At 60.5% G+C, this 19593-nt stretch carries 12 protein-coding genes and 1 pseudogene; 7 read left to right on the forward strand and 6 right to left on the reverse strand.

Going from position 1 to position 19593, the window contains the following annotated elements; all coding sequences use genetic code 11:
- Positions 1–51: 51 nt before the first annotated feature.
- The 7 genes and pseudogenes from IPI01_01445 (at position 52) to IPI01_01475 (ending at position 11430) form a co-directional block, all read left to right on the forward strand.
- A pseudogene (locus tag IPI01_01445) lies at positions 52–2305 on the forward strand (GH92 family glycosyl hydrolase).
- A 23-nt stretch (positions 2306–2328) separates the two neighbouring features.
- Positions 2329–3732 (forward strand): glycoside hydrolase family 28 protein, encoded by a 1404-nt coding sequence (locus IPI01_01450; protein ID MBK7256497.1) that lies wholly within the window; start codon positions 2329–2331, stop codon positions 3730–3732.
- A 10-nt stretch (positions 3733–3742) separates the two neighbouring features.
- Positions 3743–5053 carry a hypothetical protein gene (locus IPI01_01455; GenBank protein ID MBK7256498.1) on the forward strand — a complete coding sequence of 437 codons (1311 nt, stop codon included), beginning with the start codon at positions 3743–3745 and terminating at the stop codon, positions 5051–5053.
- Between the two features lie 35 nt (positions 5054–5088).
- Entirely contained in the window at positions 5089–5928 is an 840-nt protein-coding gene (locus IPI01_01460) for a hypothetical protein (GenBank protein ID MBK7256499.1), read from the forward strand.
- Positions 5929–6130: 202 nt separating this feature from the next.
- Positions 6131–7303 carry a DUF5009 domain-containing protein gene (locus tag IPI01_01465; protein ID MBK7256500.1) on the forward strand — a complete coding sequence of 391 codons (1173 nt, stop codon included), beginning with the start codon at positions 6131–6133 and terminating at the stop codon, positions 7301–7303.
- A 186-nt stretch (positions 7304–7489) separates the two neighbouring features.
- Entirely contained in the window at positions 7490–10180 is a 2691-nt protein-coding gene (locus IPI01_01470; protein MBK7256501.1) for an alpha-N-acetylglucosaminidase C-terminal domain-containing protein, read from the forward strand.
- A 29-nt stretch (positions 10181–10209) separates the two neighbouring features.
- Positions 10210–11430 (forward strand): hypothetical protein, encoded by a 1221-nt coding sequence (locus tag IPI01_01475; protein MBK7256502.1) that lies wholly within the window; start codon positions 10210–10212, stop codon positions 11428–11430.
- A gap of 6 nt (positions 11431–11436) precedes the next feature.
- On the opposite strand, the gene IPI01_01480 is transcribed toward IPI01_01475, so the two are convergent.
- The 6 genes from IPI01_01480 to IPI01_01505 form a co-directional block, all read right to left on the reverse strand.
- Positions 11437–12270, reverse strand: a complete 834-nt coding sequence (locus IPI01_01480; GenBank protein MBK7256503.1) for a beta-lactamase family protein — start codon at positions 12268–12270, stop codon at positions 11437–11439.
- Entirely contained in the window at positions 12239–12538 is a 300-nt protein-coding gene (locus tag IPI01_01485; GenBank protein MBK7256504.1) for a serine hydrolase, read from the reverse strand. The genes IPI01_01480 and IPI01_01485 overlap by 32 nt, the downstream gene beginning before the upstream one ends.
- A 175-nt stretch (positions 12539–12713) precedes the next feature.
- Complete coding sequence (locus IPI01_01490; GenBank protein ID MBK7256505.1) at positions 12714–13715, reverse strand: PorV/PorQ family protein; 1002 nt, start codon at positions 13713–13715, stop codon at positions 12714–12716.
- A gap of 10 nt (positions 13716–13725) precedes the next feature.
- Positions 13726–16200 (reverse strand): hypothetical protein, encoded by a 2475-nt coding sequence (locus IPI01_01495; GenBank protein ID MBK7256506.1) that lies wholly within the window; start codon positions 16198–16200, stop codon positions 13726–13728.
- Positions 16201–16235: 35 nt separating this feature from the next.
- Positions 16236–18698: a TonB-dependent receptor gene (locus tag IPI01_01500; GenBank protein ID MBK7256507.1), complete on the reverse strand. Its 2463-nt coding sequence runs from the start codon at positions 18696–18698 to the stop codon at positions 16236–16238.
- Between the two features lie 10 nt (positions 18699–18708).
- Positions 18709–19590, reverse strand: coding sequence for a MurR/RpiR family transcriptional regulator (locus IPI01_01505; GenBank protein MBK7256508.1), 882 nt, complete (start codon positions 19588–19590; stop codon positions 18709–18711).
- Between the last annotated feature and the right edge of the window lie 3 nt (positions 19591–19593).

Consider the following 19593-nt stretch of genomic DNA (forward strand, 5'->3'; position numbering starts at 1 on the left):
GTGTGTGATCACCGCGCCGATGCCGGGTGGCATCGCGTGCGGCTGTGGGCGATGTCCTGTGCGCTCATCCTCGCAGCCGTTGGCCTCCGCTCCGTCGTCGCCGCCCAGCCCCTTCATATGTTCGTTGATCCCTTCATCGGATCTCAGGGGAAGGGCAACGTGTTCGTCGGTCCCGCGTGCCCGTTCGGCATGGTGAAGCCCGGCCCCGACTGCGATCTCGGGGCGAACAGCGGCTATGCTGCGGACTCAACGAAACCTGTGTTCGGGTTCAGCCAGACGCATGTGAGCGGCACCGGTGGGGGGCCCAAGTATGGCAACGTCTCGCTCTTCCCCTTCATGGGCGAATTCAACGCTGTGCATCAGCCTTCGCTGCGGGCCGACGAGCGCGCGCGCACGGGCTATTATGCCGTGACCCTGACGCGGCCCGCCGTTCGGGTGGAATTGACGACTGCTCCGCGGGCAGCGCTGCATCGGTATGTCTTCACGGATCCGGGAAAGCACGGGATCAGGATCGATGCCGGTTCATTCCTCGGCGAATCGCCAGTGCCCAACGCCCGTGAGGCACAGCAATTCGTCGGCTCCGAGGTTCGCGTCATTGCCGATACGGTGGTCCAGGGACATAGCCGTATCCTCGGGGGATGGAACAATGGAAGCGCGTACACCGTCTACTTCTGCGCGGTGTTCAACCGTCCCGCGAATGTGCGCGGGACGTGGAAGGGCGGCGTGGTCGTTCCGGGGCCCGGCGTCCAGACCGATACCGGCGAGAAGACCGGCGCCTACCTTTCCTTCGATGGCCCTGCAGGCGACACGATCCTTGTGAAGGTGGGTATTTCCTACGTCAGCGCCGGGCGCGCGGAATACAATGCGCAGCATGACGTTCCGGCGTGGGACTTCGAAGGCGTCGTTGGACGGGCGTGCGATGCGTGGGAACAGCTCTTCCGGCGCATAGAGATCGACGGGACGGTGGAACAGAAGACCATGTTCTACACGGCGCTCTATCACACGATGCTCATGCCGGTGGACAAGACGGGGGAGAACCCGGGCTGGCGCTCGTCCGCACCGTACTACGACGACTTCTACACTCTCTGGGACACCTTCCGGTCCAGTCTGCCCCTGATCACCTTTGTCGCGCCCGCGCGCCAGGTGGAGATCATCAATGCCATGCTGAACATCTACGAGCATGATGGTTACCTCCCCGAAGGGAGAAGCGGGGACTGCAACGGGCGGACGCAGGGGGGATCCAACGCGGAGGTTGTCATCGCGGATGCCTATGTGAAAGGGCTGAAAGGGATCAATTACCGCCTCGGCCTTGAGGCCATGATGAAGGATGCGATGATTCCCCGGCGGGAATGAAGAGAAGGAAGGCAGGGGAGGGTTGACCGATTACCAGCGGTTGGGCTATGTGTCATCGTCGTTCGTTCGGGCGGGAACACGCACGCTTGAATATTCCTACAATGATTTCTGCCTGGCACAGGTCGCCAGGGGGCTTGGCCGCAAGGGTGAATACCAGCACTTCATGAAGAGGTCCGCGAACTGGCAGAACCTCTGGCGCGATGTCGAAGATCATGGTGCCCGTGGCTTCATCATGCCACGGGATCCCGCCGGGGCATGGGTGGACAGCATCCAGTGCGATATTGTCAACGGCATGCGCCGCTATGTGCGCTATACACCCCTCGCGTTTGAATGGCCCATTTGCATCTGCTGGTGGTGTGGGTTCTTCTACGAAGGGACCTCCTGGGAGTATTCCTTCTTCGTGCCGCACGATGTTCCCGGGCTGATCAAACGTTCCGGCGGACCGAAGGCCTTCACCGCTCGCCTGGATACGTATTTCAACAATGGGTACTACAACGTCAGTAACGAACCCGGGTTCCTCACGTCCTGCCTCTATCATTGGGTGGGCAGACCGGATGTGAGCAGCCAACGGACGCGGGAGATCATCTTGCAGAACTATAACACCTCCGCCTCCGGCATTCCCGGCAATGACGACTCCGGTGCCATGTCTTCATGGCTTGCATTCCACATGATGGGATTCTTTCCGAACGCCGGGCAGCCGTACTACCTGCTGACAGCGCCGCTCCTCGCGCGTTCGATCATGCACCTCGAGAACGGCCTGCAGTTCGAGATCGTTGCGGAGTCCCTGTCCGCGGAGAACGTCCATATACAGTCCGCCACGCAGAATGGCAAGCCCTTCGATCGTTCCTGGATCGGTCATGAAGAGATCATGAAGGGAGGGACCCTGACGTTCACCATGGGCCCGAAGCCCACGGCATGGGGGGCAGCGAGTATCCCCCCGTCCTACCACTAGCATCTCCAACGTTGGATACGATCATGCGCGTGCTTGATATCACAGAATACGGTGCAGTGGCTGATGGCCGGACGGACAACGCCGTTGCCATCCAGAAGGCTCTTGACGCCTGTTCGGCTGCCGGAGGCGGAAGGGTCCGTGTCCCTGCAGGGGGGGCGTTCATGACCGGACCGTTCGACCTGCGGTCGGGTGTCGACCTTCATGTGGAACGTGGCGCGAGGATCTTCGCGAACCCGGACGAGGCGGCATACACCCGGAGTGCGTTCCGCGCGAATCCTGGCGAAGGGAGCATCTGGATCGGCGGGGAACACGCGGAGAACATCAGGATCAGCGGTGAAGGAATCATCGACGGCAACGGCATCGCGTTCATGGGGCCGGAAGAAAAGGCCGCGTTCGTCCTGAAGGAGTTTCATGTGTTCGACCGCCGTCCCCATGTCCTGACCCTCGTGGACATCCGTGGGCTGGAGATCACCGGCGTGACCCTCAAGAACTCCTCGTACTGGTGCGTGCACCTCATCGGCTGCGTGGATGTCGACATCCACGACATGCGGATCGAGAATCACCTGAAGATCAGGAACTCCGATGGGATCGACCTGGATCACACGCGGAACGTACGGATCCGTGACTGTTACATCGAATCGGGTGATGATTGTATCTGTTTCAAGACCCGGCGGGAGTATCAGGAGTACGGGCCCACGGAGAACGTGCTGGTGACCAACTGCACCATGATCTCCACGTCGTGCTCGGTGAAACTCGGCAGCGAGAACATGGATGCGATCAGGAACATTGAAGTGCGCGATTGTGTCATCCGCTCGAGCAACCGGGGGATCGGGATCCAGAACCGCGACGAAGGTGTCGTCGAGAACGTGCTTTTCAAGAACATCACCGTCGGGGGACGGCTCTTCGACGACGTGTGGTGGGGAAAGGCAGAGCCGATCTACGTGACCGCCTACAAGCGTAAGGCCTCGGCACACAAAGATGCGAATATCCGGTTCGCCGAAGGGCAGACCGTCGGAAGGGTGGGCTTCGTGCACGACATCCGGTTCGAGAACATCACGTGCACCAGCGAGAACGGTGCCTTCATCGGGGGGGAAGCTGGAAAGGTGAGCGAGGTGTTCCTTGATGGTGTCGCTATCACACTTGAGCGGACGACGACGTTCCCCGGGGGCATCTATGACCTCCGTCCCTCCGACACGGTCGGCCTGCTCGCCGCGCCGACATGCGGCGTGTACATCCAGACAGCGGAAGGGGTGGTCATCCGCAATTCGGGGGTCCGGTGGGGAGAACGCAAGGCGCCGCATTTTGGATCCGCATTGTTCGCGGCCGATGTGAACGGGCTCACTCTTGAGAATTTCACCGGAACGGGGGCATCCGATGCCACGGAGGCGGTCCGGATCGAGAATTGCACCAACGTGATCAGAAAGTAGCAGGTCCACTATGTTCGGTCTTCAACTTCCCGATATCATCGTCATCGCCGTGTATTTTTCCATTCTGATCGCGGTTGGCATATGGGCTGCCCGGAAGATCAAGAGCCAGGAGGACTATCTCCTGGGTGGACGGAATTTCGGCAAATTACTTCAGACCTTCGCCAGTTTCGGGTCGGCCACGTCGGCCGATGGACCTGTGGGGGTGGCAACGACCACGTTCCACAATGGCGCTGCCGGCATATGGAGCGCTCTGTTGATGGTGTTCTTCACGCCGGTCTTCTGGATCACCTCCCCGTGGTTGCGCCGGATGCGGCTCATGACGATGGGCGACTTCTACGAAGAGCGTTACGGCTCGGGGAGGATGGCCGCGACCTACGCGATCGTCGCGGCAGTAGGTATGATGGGTCTTCTGTCGGTCGGATTCACGGCAATGAGCCGTACCATCATGGCCATCACTCCGAAGGAGGTGCATCAGTTCACGCCGGCAGAGAAACAGGAGTACGTCCTCGCGCAGGAAGCGAACGCCCTCGAAGAACGTGACTTTGAGTCCCTGACCGCGGCAGAGAGATCACGGTTGAACGAACTCCGCCTTCTGCAGCCTGAGAGCAGTTTCTCGCATATCGATGAGGCGATGATCGTATGGATCGTGTGTATCATCGTGCTCCTGTATGCCACGACCGGGGGGCTGGCCGCGGCATTCTATACCGATCTCCTCCAGGGGGTGTTCATCATCGCCCTCTCGATCATCCTGATCCCCTTCGCGTGGGCGAAGATCTCGCTCCTCTACGCTGACGGCAATATCCTTTCCGCACCTGCGGTCCTCCATCAACAGCTGCCGGCCTCCTTCTTTGAGATCTTCGGGTCGCCGACGCTCATCGATTTCACCTGGTACTTCATCCTCGCCGCATCTCTTGTGGCGGGCGTCACGGTCGTGACACAGCCCAACCAGATGGTGGCCAACGCCGCGGCGAAGGATGAACACACGGCGCGGGTCGGATTCGTGACCGGGGTGTTCATGAAACGCTTCTGCACGATCCTCTGGGGTGTCGTAGGTCTTGCGGCCGTGCTCCTCTACACCGGCAAAGTGCGCAACTCCGATCTCATCTGGGGCCATGCAACGCACGACCTCCTTGGGTCGGTCGGATTCGGCCTGATAGGATTGATGATCGCGTCCATGATGGCCGCACTCATGTCTGCCGGCAGCGCACTGATGCTCACGGTCTCCGGTCTGCTCATGCGCAACATCTATCGCCCGCTGATCCCCGGAAAGAGCGAGTCGCACTACATCTGGGCCGGCCGCGTCCTCGGTGCGCGTTCCTGATCGGTGGTGCGATCATCACGCTCACGTTCAGCAGCGTGTTCGAATTGCTCAAGTTCATCTGGACATTCTTTGTCATCTTCGCCGGCGCGTTCTGGTTGGGATTGAAATGGCGCCGTGCGAACCGGATGGGTGCGTGGGCGTCGATCCTTGCCACGCTGACGTTGTTCTACATCCTGCCATTCCTGGTGCCGATGATCGCCCCATCGCTCCGGCAGAACGAATTTCTCCTCCTCAAGACCGAGCCTCAACCGGTCGTGAGGACGTACGTGGCCAGCCAGCGGGATGTTGCGCAGCGGAACAAGGAGATCGCGGAGTGGCAGGTGCGGGATGCTGCTCAGACCGCGGTCACGGCGTGCCCTCCCGCCCTGAAGGCCGGAGAGCAATTTGCGAAGGAGTATCAGCTTCCATCCAAAGCGATCTTCTGGTCGAAGCAGCCTGCCGTTGGGTCCGATGGCAAGATCGAGGCGCGTGGGTATCTCTACCCGCAGCTGATCGTTGCGGAATTGATCGGATTCCAGCTCGAACTGCAACCCTACGCCGTAAGCCAGACTGTCGTCATGCTGGTCCCTCTGGCCTTCTCCTTCCTGATGGTGGTCGTTGTAGCATTGTTCACACGGCCCGACCAGGATGAGGTGACCGCCAGATTCTTCGTGAAGATGAGGACGAAAGTGCGGGGCATGGGGCCGCAGGCGGATGCGGAAGATCTCCGGAAAGCCTATGCGGACCCCGAGAAGACGAAGGAGCTGCTCCTGTTCCCCCGCACGGAGTGGGAATTCTATCGCTGGAACAACCAGGATTTCTATGGATTTCTGTTCTCCATCGGTGTGGTTTTCGTTGTGCTTGGCATGCTCTACGCCGTCGTGAATGTCTACTGACGCCGGGTTGTCGGGAGGTGCACCCTGGGGTTCACCTTCCCTGATTCGGCTGGAATGGAAGGCCGGTATGCGGTGCGGGATATCTGGAAGGGAGAGACGCTCGGGACGGTCGAGCGTTCGGTGCGTGCCGTGGTCGCACCCCCTCGGCGTCGCGTTCTACAAACTTGTCACACTTCCGTAGCTGACGATCCAGAGGATACTCATGAGTGCACTTGCCTCCGATCCCCGCGCCTCACAACGCCTGGTCTCGCTCGATGTGTTCCGCGGGTTCACCATGGCAGCGATGGTGCTCGTCAACAATGGCGGCGACGGGAACCACCTCTATCCGCAGCTTGCTCATTCGTATTGGCATGGGTGGACCTTCACGGATTGGATCTTTCCGTTCTTCCTGTGGATCTCGGGGATGTCCACCACGTATGCCGTTGCTGTACGACGGTCGCGTGGTGCCACGACACAGGATCTGGTACTGCAGGTGCTCCGCCGCTCGGCCCTGATCTTCCTCATTGGTGTGTTCCTCAACGGGTTCCCGTTCGGCATGATCGGTGACTCCGCGTTCTCGTTCGCGACCTGGCGCATTCCGGGGGTTCTGCAGCGGATCGCCATCTGTTACCTGTTAGGTTCATTGCTGTATCTCTGGTTGCCTGCGCGCCGGTTCTGGTATGTCATCGCGGGACTCTTCCTTGCGTACTGGCTCATGATGGAGTTCCTGCCTGTGCCGGGCGTGGGAGCAGGATCATGGGAGCGGGGAAGGAATTTCGCCGCGTACATCGATGAGGTGGTCATCGGCTCGCACGCCTATATGCGGACCCGTCCGTGGGATCCGGAGGGGATCATCAGCACCCTGCCGGCTCTCGGGACGTTCCTCTTCGGTGTGCTTGCCGGCAATTTCCTCCGCGGGGCGAAGTCCAGTGCGGAGGAGAAGACCTCCTGGTTCTTCGTGAGCGGGTGCATCCTTCTCGTGGCATCCGTTGTGCTCGATATGTGGGTACCGATCAACAAGCGCCTCTGGACCCCCTCGTATGCCATGATGATGGCCGGTTGGGCTCATCTTGTCTTCGCTTCCTGCTACTTCCTTATCGATGTGAAGGGTATCCGCAAAGGCACAACACCGTTCCTGGTCTTCGGCATGAACGCGATATTCATCTATGCCGTGTCGTCCGTGCTGGAGTCTCTCGTCGACGTTGTGACCGTTGCGTCCGTCGGCCCCGCCGGGGAGGCGACGGGGATCTCCGTGAAGGCCATGCTCATGCAGCATGTGTTCGCGCCCGTGCTCTCTCCCTACAATGCGTCGCTTGCGTACGCACTCTCCTTCGTGTTCATCATGTACCTCCTTGGACTCATCCTCTGGAAAAAGAAATGGTTCGTCAAGATCTGACCCCCCGTTTCCGTGTCGTTCTGTGCATCCTGGCGCTTGCCCTGCACGGACTTGCCACGACATCTGCACTGGCCGGGGCCGGCAAGCACGAAGACGGTGTCGTCGCAGCGCGGCGCGTGCTCGAACGTCTGCTCGATCGGCGTGCTGCCTCCTTCGAGCTGGTGCTGATCAAGGGAGACACCACCGGTGATACATTCGACGTGGAAGCGGTGGGGGGAACGGTCCCGTGTTCGCGCGACAAGCCCCGTGGCGCTGGTACGTGGGGCATATCACTACCTCCGCACCGCCTGTCATTGCATGGTCACATGGAGCGGGACGCAGCTCAGATTGCCAGCGCGGTTCCCGGACCTCTCCCGGGTCGTTGTGCACTCACCGTATCGGCTGCGGCAGTACTACAACGTGTGTACGTTCGGCTACTCCACGGTGTGGTGGGATTGGCCCCGGTGGGAGCGTGAGATCGATTGGATGGCGCTGCACGGGATCAATATGCCGCTGGCGCTGGTGGGGCATATGGGGGTGTGGCAACGGGTCTGGAACTCCTACGGCATCCCGAATGACAGCCTCCGTTCGTTCTTCACCGGACCCGCCTTTCTGCCCTGGCACTGGATGGGAAATATCAATGGCCATGGCGGCCCGCTCCCGCAATCGTGGATCGATGCCCAGGAGCAACTGCAGAAGCGGATCCTCGGGAGGATGAGAGAACTCGGGATGAAGCCCATCGTACCGGCGTTCTCGGGGTTCGTTCCACCTGCGTTCCATACGAGATATCCCAACGAGCCCGTGTTTGAAAATGTACATTGGAGCGGACTCTCCGAAGATGTGAAGACCCTTGCCCTTACGCCGGGAACTCCCGCTTTCATAGACATCGGAGAACGATTCATCAAGGAATACCGCCGCACCTTTGGCCCGTGCCGGCACTACCTGGCTGACACGTTCAACGAACTGGACGTGCCTGTGAGCAGCGCCAGCAGATATGACGAACTCGCAGGCTATGGTGCCGCGGTCTATGAGACGATCACGCGTGGGGATCCGGATGGTGTCTGGGTGATGCAGGGGTGGCTCTTCAACGACAGGACGGCGTTCTGGGACAGCGCCTCCACTGCCTCGCTTCTGAGCCGCGTCCCTAACGACAGGATGATCATCCTGGATCTGGCCAATGAGGAGTTCCAGGGCTGGCGGCTTCATAAGGGCTTCTATGGGAAACCGTGGATCTACAGCATGATCCACAACTTCGGGGGCAACAACTCCATCCGCGGCAGGCTCGGGTTCGTTGCGACCGATCCCGCAACGCTCTTGCACGATCCTGCCAGGGGTGCGCTCGCCGGATTCGGCCTGTCGCCCGAGGGGCTGGACAACAATGAAGTGGTGTTCGAGTTGCAGACGGATATGGCGTGGACAACCACACCCATGGACCTTGCACCTTGGCTCCGGGGCTATGCGCATGCCCGGTACGGAGCCACATCACCGCGTATCGAACATGCCTGGCAGCTTCTCAGGGAGGCCGTGTATTCCCGCTCGGCGGGGCACCACATGCTGTTCGCCTTTCAATACCGTCCTTCACTTGCCCCCCATAGCGATGCGGCGGTTGATGGGCGGATCGATGAAGCGCTCGATCTGTTGCTCGCCGAACGTGATGCACTTCGCGGATCGGCATTGTATAGGAACGACCTGGTCGACCTGGCCGTCTATGTGGTCGGGAACCGCATCGACAGGAAGATCTCCGAGGCGTGCAGAGCGCATCTCTCCGGGGATGCGACGTTGCGGGATGTACTGGCCGGTGAAGCGGACCTCTTGCTGGCGCAACTCGATGCGATCATCTCCACACGACCGGATGCCCGTCTGGAGCGCTGGATCGAGATGGCGAGGGCGGCAGGGAAGACACGTTCGGACAAGCTTCTGTTCGAACAGAATGCCCGTCGTCAGATCACCGTGTGGGGTGGCCCGGACCTGCATGAGTATGCGGCGAAGATCTGGAGTGGCATGGTGCGCGACCATTATGCAGCGCGCTGGCAGCTCTTCTTCAGCCTTCTCCGGAACGGCGCCGATGCGGAACAGGCGCAGGCACAGATCCGTGAGTGGGATGAGCAGTGGTGGCAGCACCCAGGCCTGTCTGCGCCCGTGCCGGTACAGGATGTCGCTTCAGCGGTCGCCAGCCTCCTGGCGGCGGAACGGTCGATGACGCAGGTGTCACCGGAGCCGGTGATACATGCATCAGCACCTGTCTTCATGGATGGCGATTCGTCGGTCGTCACTATCACCGCCGCCCCTGCGTCGGAGATCCACTTCACCGTGGATGGTTCTGAACCAACGGCCGGGAGTGCACGGTACACCGGGCCTGTGACGTTCCGGACGGGGCAGGAGATCCGGGTGCGGGCTTTGTCTCCGAACCGCTGGAAAAGCACGATCGCCTCGCTGCTTCTCGTCAGGGTCGGGAGGAACAATGGCCTGCGATCGCTCTATTTCCCGGCACCGGTCTCCGATCTGTCGGATTCTGCCTGGTCGCAACTGACCGGAGGGATCGCGGGCCGGGTGTTTGATTTTTCCGCGCGGCCGGATGCAGAACGGCTGCAGAACTACGCCATAGGATACACCGGATATCTGTTGATTGAGACGGCGGGAGAGTATACATTGAGTATTGAATCGGATGACGGGAGTTGCCTCCTGCTCGACGGGAAGTGTATCGTCGACAATGGCGGGTATCACGGCGCGCGCGAGAAGAGCGCAACGGTGACCTTGACGAAGGGGTATCACCCGATCGAGGCACGCTACTTCCAGTCACGCGGCGGGGCCTCGCTGATCGTGCGCTATCAGGGGCCCGGTATCGTGCGTCAGAGGATCCCGATCCACAGACTCTTCCTGACGTCCGACGGCCAATGAACCAGTGTCCCTGAGAAGAAAGATACGCAATGCGAGTTCACCATATCCTGTTCCTCATCGCCCTCCTCATTGGCAGAAGCGCTTCACTCGCTGCTCCGATCGAATGTCGCGGGATGATCACGGGACCCGACGGTAAGTCTTTGCCTCGTGCCGACGTGGTGCTGTTGACCCCGGATCGCGTCACCATTGTCGCTACGCAACGGGCCGGGATGGACGGAAGTTTCACTCTGGCGGTGCCGTCGAAGGGACTCTGGGTTGTTCGCTGTATGGGCGTGGGCGGGAGGCTCATGGACGTTGCCCTCTATGTACCGGACACGCGCCCGATACGCATGACGGTCTCGCTCCCGACCCATCGGTACCTTGCGGGGGATCCCGCGATGCAGGTGATCGGTGATTTCAATCTCTGGAGCATTCCGAAGGCGATCGCGCTGAGGCAGACCACGAATGGCCTCTTTGAAGCGGAGCTTCCGGCGACCACGGACACCGTGACCATCCGGCTGCGTGGCTATCGGGATGACGAGGGTGTGGAGGGGATCACGAACGCTTCGTACGTCCTCAACGCGCAGGGGTTGTATGACGCCCGGCTTCCGGTGGTCAATGGGAAGGCGCACGTCCAGGTCGATCCGCGAAAGCTCTATCGGTCAGAGACACGAGGAACCATCACCTTCGTTCAGGGTGCGCCGCGGACGCAGCGGATCGCGCAGGCGATCCACGCATGGTGGTCAGGCGAAGAGGACTATTTTGCGCATCAGAATGACCATGCGCTTGAACGGGTGTCGGCAGGCACGCCGATGCCGGATTGGAACGCGTTCGTTGGCGGGCTCGTTCGTCGGGCCGAAGCCGAAAAGGATACGCTCGTGCGTGCATTCTGGGATCTGGGCTTCGTCTGCACGACCATGAAGTCCAAGAGCCGCACCATCGAGAAGTTCTCCCGTTCCCTGGCCCGCATGGGCGCCACATCGAGCGCATGGAGCTACAGCCCGAATACCCTGTGCTATGCGGCCCGCAATGCGAAGTGGGAACACACCGCCATCGAGCGGTACGTCAAGACCGCGATGGATCGCCACCCGGATCCTGTGGTTCGTCGGAGGGTCTTGTTCAACGAGTTCGTGATCGCGTTCAATGCGGACCAGGATATCAAAGCGGCGAAGTACTACACTATCCTGACGACGAAGTATGCGGACACGCCGGAGGGGCGGCAGACCTTGAAGGAGTATCCCCGGGAAGCCCTCGAAGCGCCGAAAAAGTGATCCTTCTTACGAGATCAACGACTCCAACTTCACAAATGCTCCGTCATCGATCCCATAGATACGGTTGATCTCGCGCATAAGGTCCTCGAGCTCGATCCCTGTGCGGTTGGAGAAGATGACGACGGCATATTTCTCCGACGGCTTGGTGAACACGATGGTCCTGAACCCACCATTAGAGCCGGTGTGATAGATCACCCGCGCAAGGCCTGAGCCGGCCACGAACCATCCGTATCCATAGGAGAGTCCCCTGGTCGTGTCGATAGCGAACTGGGGAGAACGCGCCCTGTCTGTCAGGGCGGGATCCAACGATAACCCTCCCTGGATCCCGGCGATCCACCGCAGATAGTCGTCCATCGATGTATAAAGCCCGCCATCACCCATCGTTGAGAAGAACAGACTCTCCTTCGCATCCGCGATCATGATGGTATCATGGTCACAATCATATCCGTACGCCCGTTCATCGATCGTGAAGCCGGGCTGGATCACCTTGCTCCGCGTCATGCCCGCCGGCAACAGGACGTGCTTCTCGAGATAGTCAGGGTAGGATTCACCGGAAACCTGTTCGATGATCAACGAGAGAAGGCAGAAGGCGGCATTGCTGTACCGGTAGCGCGATCCGGGAGTGAAGTTGAGCGTGTCCACGTTCTGGATCGCGGTGAGAACGTCCGTATCCCGGAACGTCGTGAACTGGCTCCGGTCGACGTGATCATAGTGCTCCACGATGCCCGAAGAATGCGTGAGCAGATGGCGCACCGTCACCGTGCCCGCGATGCGCGGCACGAAACCGGGAAAGAACCGGGCGAGAGGATCATTGAGTGACAGACGTCCTTCCTGTTCCAGCTTGCAGGATCGCGTGCGCGGTGAACTGCTTCGTCATCGAGCAGATGTTGAAGTTCGTCGTGCTGGTGATCGGGGCCTTCGTGTTGAGGTTCGCGACGCCGTATCCCTTCGTGAACACGGCAGTCCCATTCTTCACGATGCCGATCACTGCCCCGGGGAGGCCAGGGCGATACAGGGACGACAACAGGGAATCGGTCCGCGCTTCCAGGTCGCCGGCCAGTGCGGCAAGAGGTACGAAGACGATGAAGCTCAGGAGAAGTGAGCGCATATGGAACGGTCCTTGATCTGGAAGGGGAGGGGCGTGCCACGACGAATGGTTCTCGAAAGATAAGGATTCACCGCATCATTCACCAGCATGAGGGTGAGAATGCATGAAGCCCGGATCGTTCCGGGCTTCATGCGTTCAACCGTCAGGGTGCTGCGTGTGGGGGTTCAGCCGCGGCCTAGAACGCCACGGCAATGCCGAACCGATGGACGGACGGGAGGAGATCGTAGTCCACATACGCGTAGTCGAATCCGATGCTCAGAGTGCCCGCCGGAACCGACGCGCCGACGCCTGCAGACCATCGCGCGGTGTCATCCCCGAAGCGGTATCCTCCCCGGAGGGAAAGGCGCTGCAGGATGGTCGCTTCGATCCCTGCGCAAACAAGCTCGTCGTTGTCGTTCGGATGGACGACGTCGGCTGCGACGAGCACCGAGAATTCGTCGCTGATATAGGGCGACACTGAGAGGCCCACCTGGAACTGCAGCGGAAGGGGATACCCTTCCGCCTGGATCTGGGCGGGCAACAGCCGTTCGGTGGCTGTCGTGGACCTCGCGTCGTAGTCGACCAGGAGATCGCGTCCTTCGAACGTGAGGTCCCCACCGAAGTTCGTGACGCTCATGCCGAGTTTGAGGTCACGAAATCCGATATGGTACAGGGTGCCTATGTCAATGGCGAGGCCGCTGGCACTCTCGTTCCAGATGCGCTGGTGGATGTACTTTGCGGTGATGCCGACACTGAAATCCTCGGTCAGGTCCCGGGCGTATGTGATCCCGAGCATCAGGTCCTGTGCGTCGAACGTGAGCCCGGAAGATCCTTCCGGGTCTTCCTCTGTCGTGACGGAAAGTTTGTCCATGCTCATCGTGGTGAACGAGAGTCCGAACGATCCGATCTCACCGAACGACTGCACGAACGCAGCGTGGTTGAGCCGGGTGCCGGCCCACCATTCTTCGTGCGATGCGATCAGCGCGCTCCCCTTGACGCCCACGGTGCCGGCAGGGTTCCAGAACAGGGAGCTGGCGTCGTCGCCGGACGATGTGAATGCACCGCCGAGCGCGGCGGCCCTGGGGCCGACCGGGATCTTCAGGAACAGCGCTCCGGACGTGCCGAGATTGGGGTTCTGGGCGTGAAGCATACCCGCGGTCATGATTGCTGCGACACAGATCAATGCATATCGTCTCATGGCTGGCCTCCTACTTGATCACCGCGAATCGACCGAGCTTTTCCGCGGTGTCGGTCTTGACCAGATACACATACATGCCTGCAGCGATCACTCTGTTCCCATCCGTGCGGAGATCCCAGCTTTCCATGCCTGTTGCTCCATCATGGTTGATGACCTTGAGCTTGTCACCGGCCAGGCTGAAGATGGTGATCGTACAGCGGGCAGGGAGGTGCGTGAACTTCAATTCGCGGATGGGTTCTCTCCGCAGGACGCCGTACTCACGTTCGTACAGTGATCCCACCAGATACGGGTTCGGGACGACCTTGACGTTCTCCAGTTCTGCCTTCGAGATATCGTTCCGCACCTGCACCGGCTGGGTCGCGACCAGGAAGGAATCCGCATACGAGATGAGGCTTGAAGCAGAATCGTTGTCCCGCCTGACGGCGAACACCATGCCATCGTCCGACGCGTAGTGCGTACCGTACGAGAACGGCCGCAGGCTCAGCACCGGTATCGTTCCCGTCGTAGCGAAGATCCCCGGGGCGACGATGATGGAGTCGCCCGTCTGCGGCCGGAGATCCGCGGCGGTATCCGCATCGGTCACCGTGATCCGCAGGCCCGTCCCTCCCATCACGATCGGGACCCCGGAGGTGTAGGGTCCGGAGGCGCGGATCACTTTTCCGGTGGTGATGCTGATGATCGAATAGGTCGTGGGAGATTTAAAGATGAACGCGTACGTTCCAGGGTCGGTTCTCACCCCCTCCACCCTCGTCAGGGTGATCGTCGACTTCAGGTTCCCTTTGGCGATCGTGTATGCGGGAGCGAAGCCGACCGTGTACTCTTTGCCGCCGCCACCGGGAACATCAAGCTGAGACACCTCGAGGGAGACCTTTGCCGTCCCGGAGGGATGCGTGATGCTGGAGACCCGTGCCGGTATCCGGCCAACAGCAGGGGTCGAGGGCGTCGCGATCCCAACGTTCTGTTCTTCTGCGGTGTATCCCAGGCTGCTCTCGAGTACCGTGCCATCCTGCGTGACGGCATAGGAGGTCACAGAGTACCAGTAGGTGAACCCGTTGATGAGCGTTGAATCGACGTATGAACTCTGGATCCCGCCCGACACATCGAACGCAGCCAGCGGTACCGGGTCGGACCCGGCAGACGGATTGGCATTCCGGTCGATCTGGTCCCAATGCTGGCCGAAGTCCATGCTCTTGTAGATGCGATAACCGCCGAAATTGGATTCATGGGTGATCGGGTCTCGCGACGACTCCGCCGCATTGTCCCAGGTGATCGTGGCACGTCCGTCACCCGACACGACCTTCACCGTTGGTGTCGCCGGTGGCTTCGGTGTGGCAAAATTGGCCCTGAACAGGTCCCAGGCGTTCCTGGTGATCGTTTCCATGCCCGCGGCATCGATCGCTGCAACGAACGCCGTGGTGAAGTGGAGCGTGTCACCGGGGGCCATGCGATATGGCCCGGAGCCGATGCAGGAGACCAGATCGATACCTGCCGCCGGGAACGTGTTGGGATCGTCGTAGTGTATATCCGGGAGATTTGCTCCGGGGTGGAAGTAGGTGTTCTTGTACTTCGAGGAATACAAGGACGGGGAGCTGGAATAGATCCCGAACTGCACGGAATCAATGTCGATGTCATCGTCGTATCGGAGGTAATGCAGGTCGGTGATGCCGGCCTGCACCCCGTTGATCATCGGTGTCTGGAGCATCAGGAAGCCGAAGCGGCCAGATGATCCGCCCCACTGAACGGACGTGCCCGCGTCATAGTACACGACGCGCTGGAGGGCTTTATCGAAGGTCAGCTTGTCATTGGCGTAATCGACCGCGCTCTCCGAGCCGCCGATGTCTGCATCCAGGTACATACCGAAATACACGGAATCGTAGGTGGTCTGAGACCTGTTGACGAGGTCGAAGCGGTACACGATCATGTCGCGGACCGCCTTCCCGCCGAATGCATAGCCGGTCTGGATCACCTCGAGCCCAAGGACCTTCCGGCTGTTGGTGGAATCGTTGTACACGCAGTAGCTGTCCTGGCTCGAGACGAAGACCGGGCTTCCATCGGGCGCTTTGACAGGCCAGCCGGTGCCCGGCCAGGTGTTGGGCTTGTCGCTCATCGCCACGGTCACGTTCTCGGGATTGTTGTAGCCAGCCGCGGCCTCCCACTCCTCGTTGGTGGTGAAGCGCCCCTGGATCATGTTTCCGGGAATGCCGACGTACGGGTTCGCCCTGTACACGTATTCGTGCTGGCTCTTGATCGGCCACTCGAATGTGGGGCCGAGAGAGATCTGATGGGGATAGAGTTTTCCACGGTTCTCGAACGCTGAACCGAGATTGCTGCGGTTGTGGTTTCCGCTGCCGCGGCTCAGGATGCCGCTGGTCTTCGGGAGGACGAGCGGTGCCATGGACTTGGGCCCGCGCTTTTGCGCAGGCGCCGGGGCGGCTGCGATCAGCGATCCTATCAGAAGGCAGACAATGAACGCACTTCGATTCATAATCATCTCGTGAGTGATCAGAGAACGGTGCACAATCAGAATTTCAGGCGCGCGCCGATACGCATCCGGCGCGGCGGACCATAGTTGCTCGGATCGAGCTGATACTCCAGGGAGTGCCCTCCGTCATACGTCACATCCGGATCGCCGGTGTCGGACCAGACGTACACGACATTCCTGGCGTTCGTCAGGTTCAAGACCTCAACGAAGGCATCGAAGGAGAGGGGGCCGATCGTGAAGGACTTGCTGGCCTCGAGGTCGACCGAGAACGTTGCGGGCATCCGGCCGGAGTTCTTGGGGATGTAATTGCTCCTGCGTGCCGAGGGTGTGTACGGCTCCCCGCTGGCGGCTTTCACCAGGACGTCCAGCGTCGTGTTCTCCAGAGGGTATGCGCCGAAGATGGCGGGACCGTCCCCGTCGGGGATGCCGAAGACCAGGTTCATGTTGAACATGTGCGTCCGGTCCCAATTGAGCGGGTACAGCAGCGTGGACTCGGTCGTCCCCGGATAATCTTCCTGCTCCGACGATGCGCTTCCCCTGGCGACGGAGTAGGTGTACGTGATCATGCCTCCCACGTACCCGACGCGGCGCATGTTCAGCCGCACCTCGAACGACTTGATATTCGCGTATGCCTCATTCACGTAGACCGAGTACGCGACATAGCGTCCCCCAACATAGGGGCTGTAGTACTGGGTTCCGATCAGCCCGGCCACGTCCTTGTACGCAGCGGTGAACGAGCCGGATAGTGCATCGGTGAACTGGTGGCTGATGCCGACCTCATACGCGGTGGTCCGCTCCGGATCCAGATCGGGTTGGCCGAACAGGGGATCCTTGGTGCCAATGTCGTACTGCGAATTCTCGAACAAGCGGAAATAGTCGGGGTTCTGGAAGAACCTCCCGTACGAGAAATGCAACGACGTGCGGTCGCTGATCGGGTGCGCAACGCCGAGGCGGGGGCTCCATTGTTGCTTCGGCCGCGATTGGATGATCGAGGTCGGGTCGAGCGGGTTCGAACGGAAGGGAGAGCGCTGATTCACGTAGTCGTACCGGAGGCCAAGGTTGACCACGAGTGCCGCCAGGGCGATCTGGTCCTGGATGTAGGCCGAGCCCTCCAGAGGATTCTGCTGGAAGGACGTGATGTACGGATTCACGCGTTTGGGATCGTACACGTCAAAGAAGTCGATCGAGTGCTTTTTGAATTCAAACCCCACACGGATCTCGTTCCACGAATTCGCCTGCCACGTGCCGTCGCCTTTGATGTCGATCGTCGTTGTGCTGTTCCTCGTCATCGAGACGGGGTCCTGCAACGAGTAGAACTCATGCGCGTTGCCCGCGGAGGCGGCGTATTCGTAGCCGCCAACGGGGATGTACTCCGCGGTGTCCTTGTCGATGCCGGAATAGTACGACTGGGAGAAGTACGAGGCCCGGACATCATAGAAGAAGGAGGGGGAGACCGTATGCGTGATGCCGAGGATCGCCTGGCGGCTTTTGTCCCGCACCCGGAGGTACTGGTCCGGGATGTATTTCCACCGGTGGTTGTACGGGTGATTCTCTTCTTCCGTGTAGCGCCAGGTCAGATTGGACTTCACGGCTGCGATCGGTCGTGCGGTGAGCTTGCCGATGAGGGAGATCGTGTGATCGGACCCGAAGGGGAGCCAGCTCCCGCGGGAATCCCGCTCCCCGCTGAGATAGAATCCGAGCTCGTCGCCCATGATCGGTCCGCTCAGTGACCCGGTATAGCGGTTCTCATGGTACGTCGAGAAGGGCTTCAGGAAGAAGTCGCTCGTCCGCCCCTCCAGGAACCCGGAGAATTGCTTCCCGCCTTCTTTGGTCACGATGTTCACGACGCCGCTCATCGCTCCACCATATTCGGCATTGAACGTGCCGCTCATCAGCTGGAGCTCGGAGATCGCGTCATTGTGGATCGTGGTCCCGCGTGACCCGAGGACGGGATCTTTGACGTACATGCCGTCGATGAGATACGCGACCTCGTTGCTGCGTCCGCCGCGAATGTACAGGTTGTTCCCCGAGCCCGACACGCCTGCCTGCAGGGCCAGGATCTCGGAGAAGTCCTTCGCGGGAAGGTTGGCGATCTGTTCGCTGCTTATCACGGAGACGGATGCCGTGGCATCGCGTTGGAAGGGAGGAGCGACGGCCCGGATGACGACCTCGTCGAAATCGACCGACGATGATGCTGCCTGAATGTCGATCTTCGTGGTCCGGTCGACCTCGACCCTGACGTTCTTGACCGTTGTGGAGGCGTACCCGATCAACGTGACGCGGAGATCGTACACGCCGGGCGGAACGTTGAGAATGAAATACGATCCGTCCGGCCCGGTGGATGCGCCGAGGCGGGTGCCGACGACGGTGACGTTCGCGCCGGCCAGCGGTTCTCCGTGGCCCTGCTCGGTCACGGTGCCGGCGATCTTGCCCGTTGTGCCGGCAATGAGCGTGGAGCAGAACAGCACCACTGCCAGGGTCAGATACAGAAGTGATCTCATGGTCGCACCTCTACTCAGTGAAGTAGTGTCCCGCTTGCTGGAGCAGATCTTCCGTCTTCCTCAGATTGTCGGTCGCCCGGTTCTTGCTGCGCAGGGCGACCTCCGTGGTCAGAGCATTGATCAGCACGGAGACGGCGGAGATGGAGTTGGTAAAGAGCCGATTCTGACTGGCGATCGGCAGCACTGCTGTACTGACAAAGGCGACCGGCGAGGTTACCCGGTCGGTCACCGCCACGACGGGGACCCCTTTTGCCGCCAGCGCCTGTGCCGTGTCGATCGTCTCCCGTGAATACGGGTGGAACGAGAATGCGACGGCGACATCCGATGGCGTGACCTGATGGATCTGTTCGAAAAAGGTTTCGTGCTCGTGCGCGAACGGCGTCGAGCGTACCGCCACCTGGTTGAGCGAATACGACAGCACCCGTGCGAGCAGAGAGGAGATGCCCAGGCCGAAGGTGTACACCCTGGACGCCGTGAGGAACATCTGCGTCACCCGGGCGAAGACCTCGCGGTCGATCTGGGTGATCGTTTGATTGATGTTCTGCACATCCTGGCGTGCCACCGTCGTGAACGTCTCCTCATCGGTTTCCTCCGACAGGAGCGGGAAGGTCCTGGCCTCGGAGATCTCCGACTGGGCACCTTCGCGCACCCGTTCCCTCAGTTCGTGATACCCGGAGAACCCGAGGCTTTGCGCGAGCCGCACCACCGTTGCCTTGCTCGTGCCGCTCAGGCCCTCCAGTTCGATCACCGAAAGGAAAGGAACCTCCCGGATCCGCTCGAGCAGCACGTCGGCTACCTTGCGCTGGTTCTCCGGGAGGTGAGGATACGCGGACTGGACGAGAAGCGGGAGATCGATAGGGGTCTCCCGCTCCCCTTTACTTTTGCGTGTCATGCA

This window comes from Ignavibacteriota bacterium, assembly GCA_016707525.1.
Classification (GTDB): Bacteria; Bacteroidota; Ignavibacteria; order UBA10030; family UBA6906; genus JAGDMK01.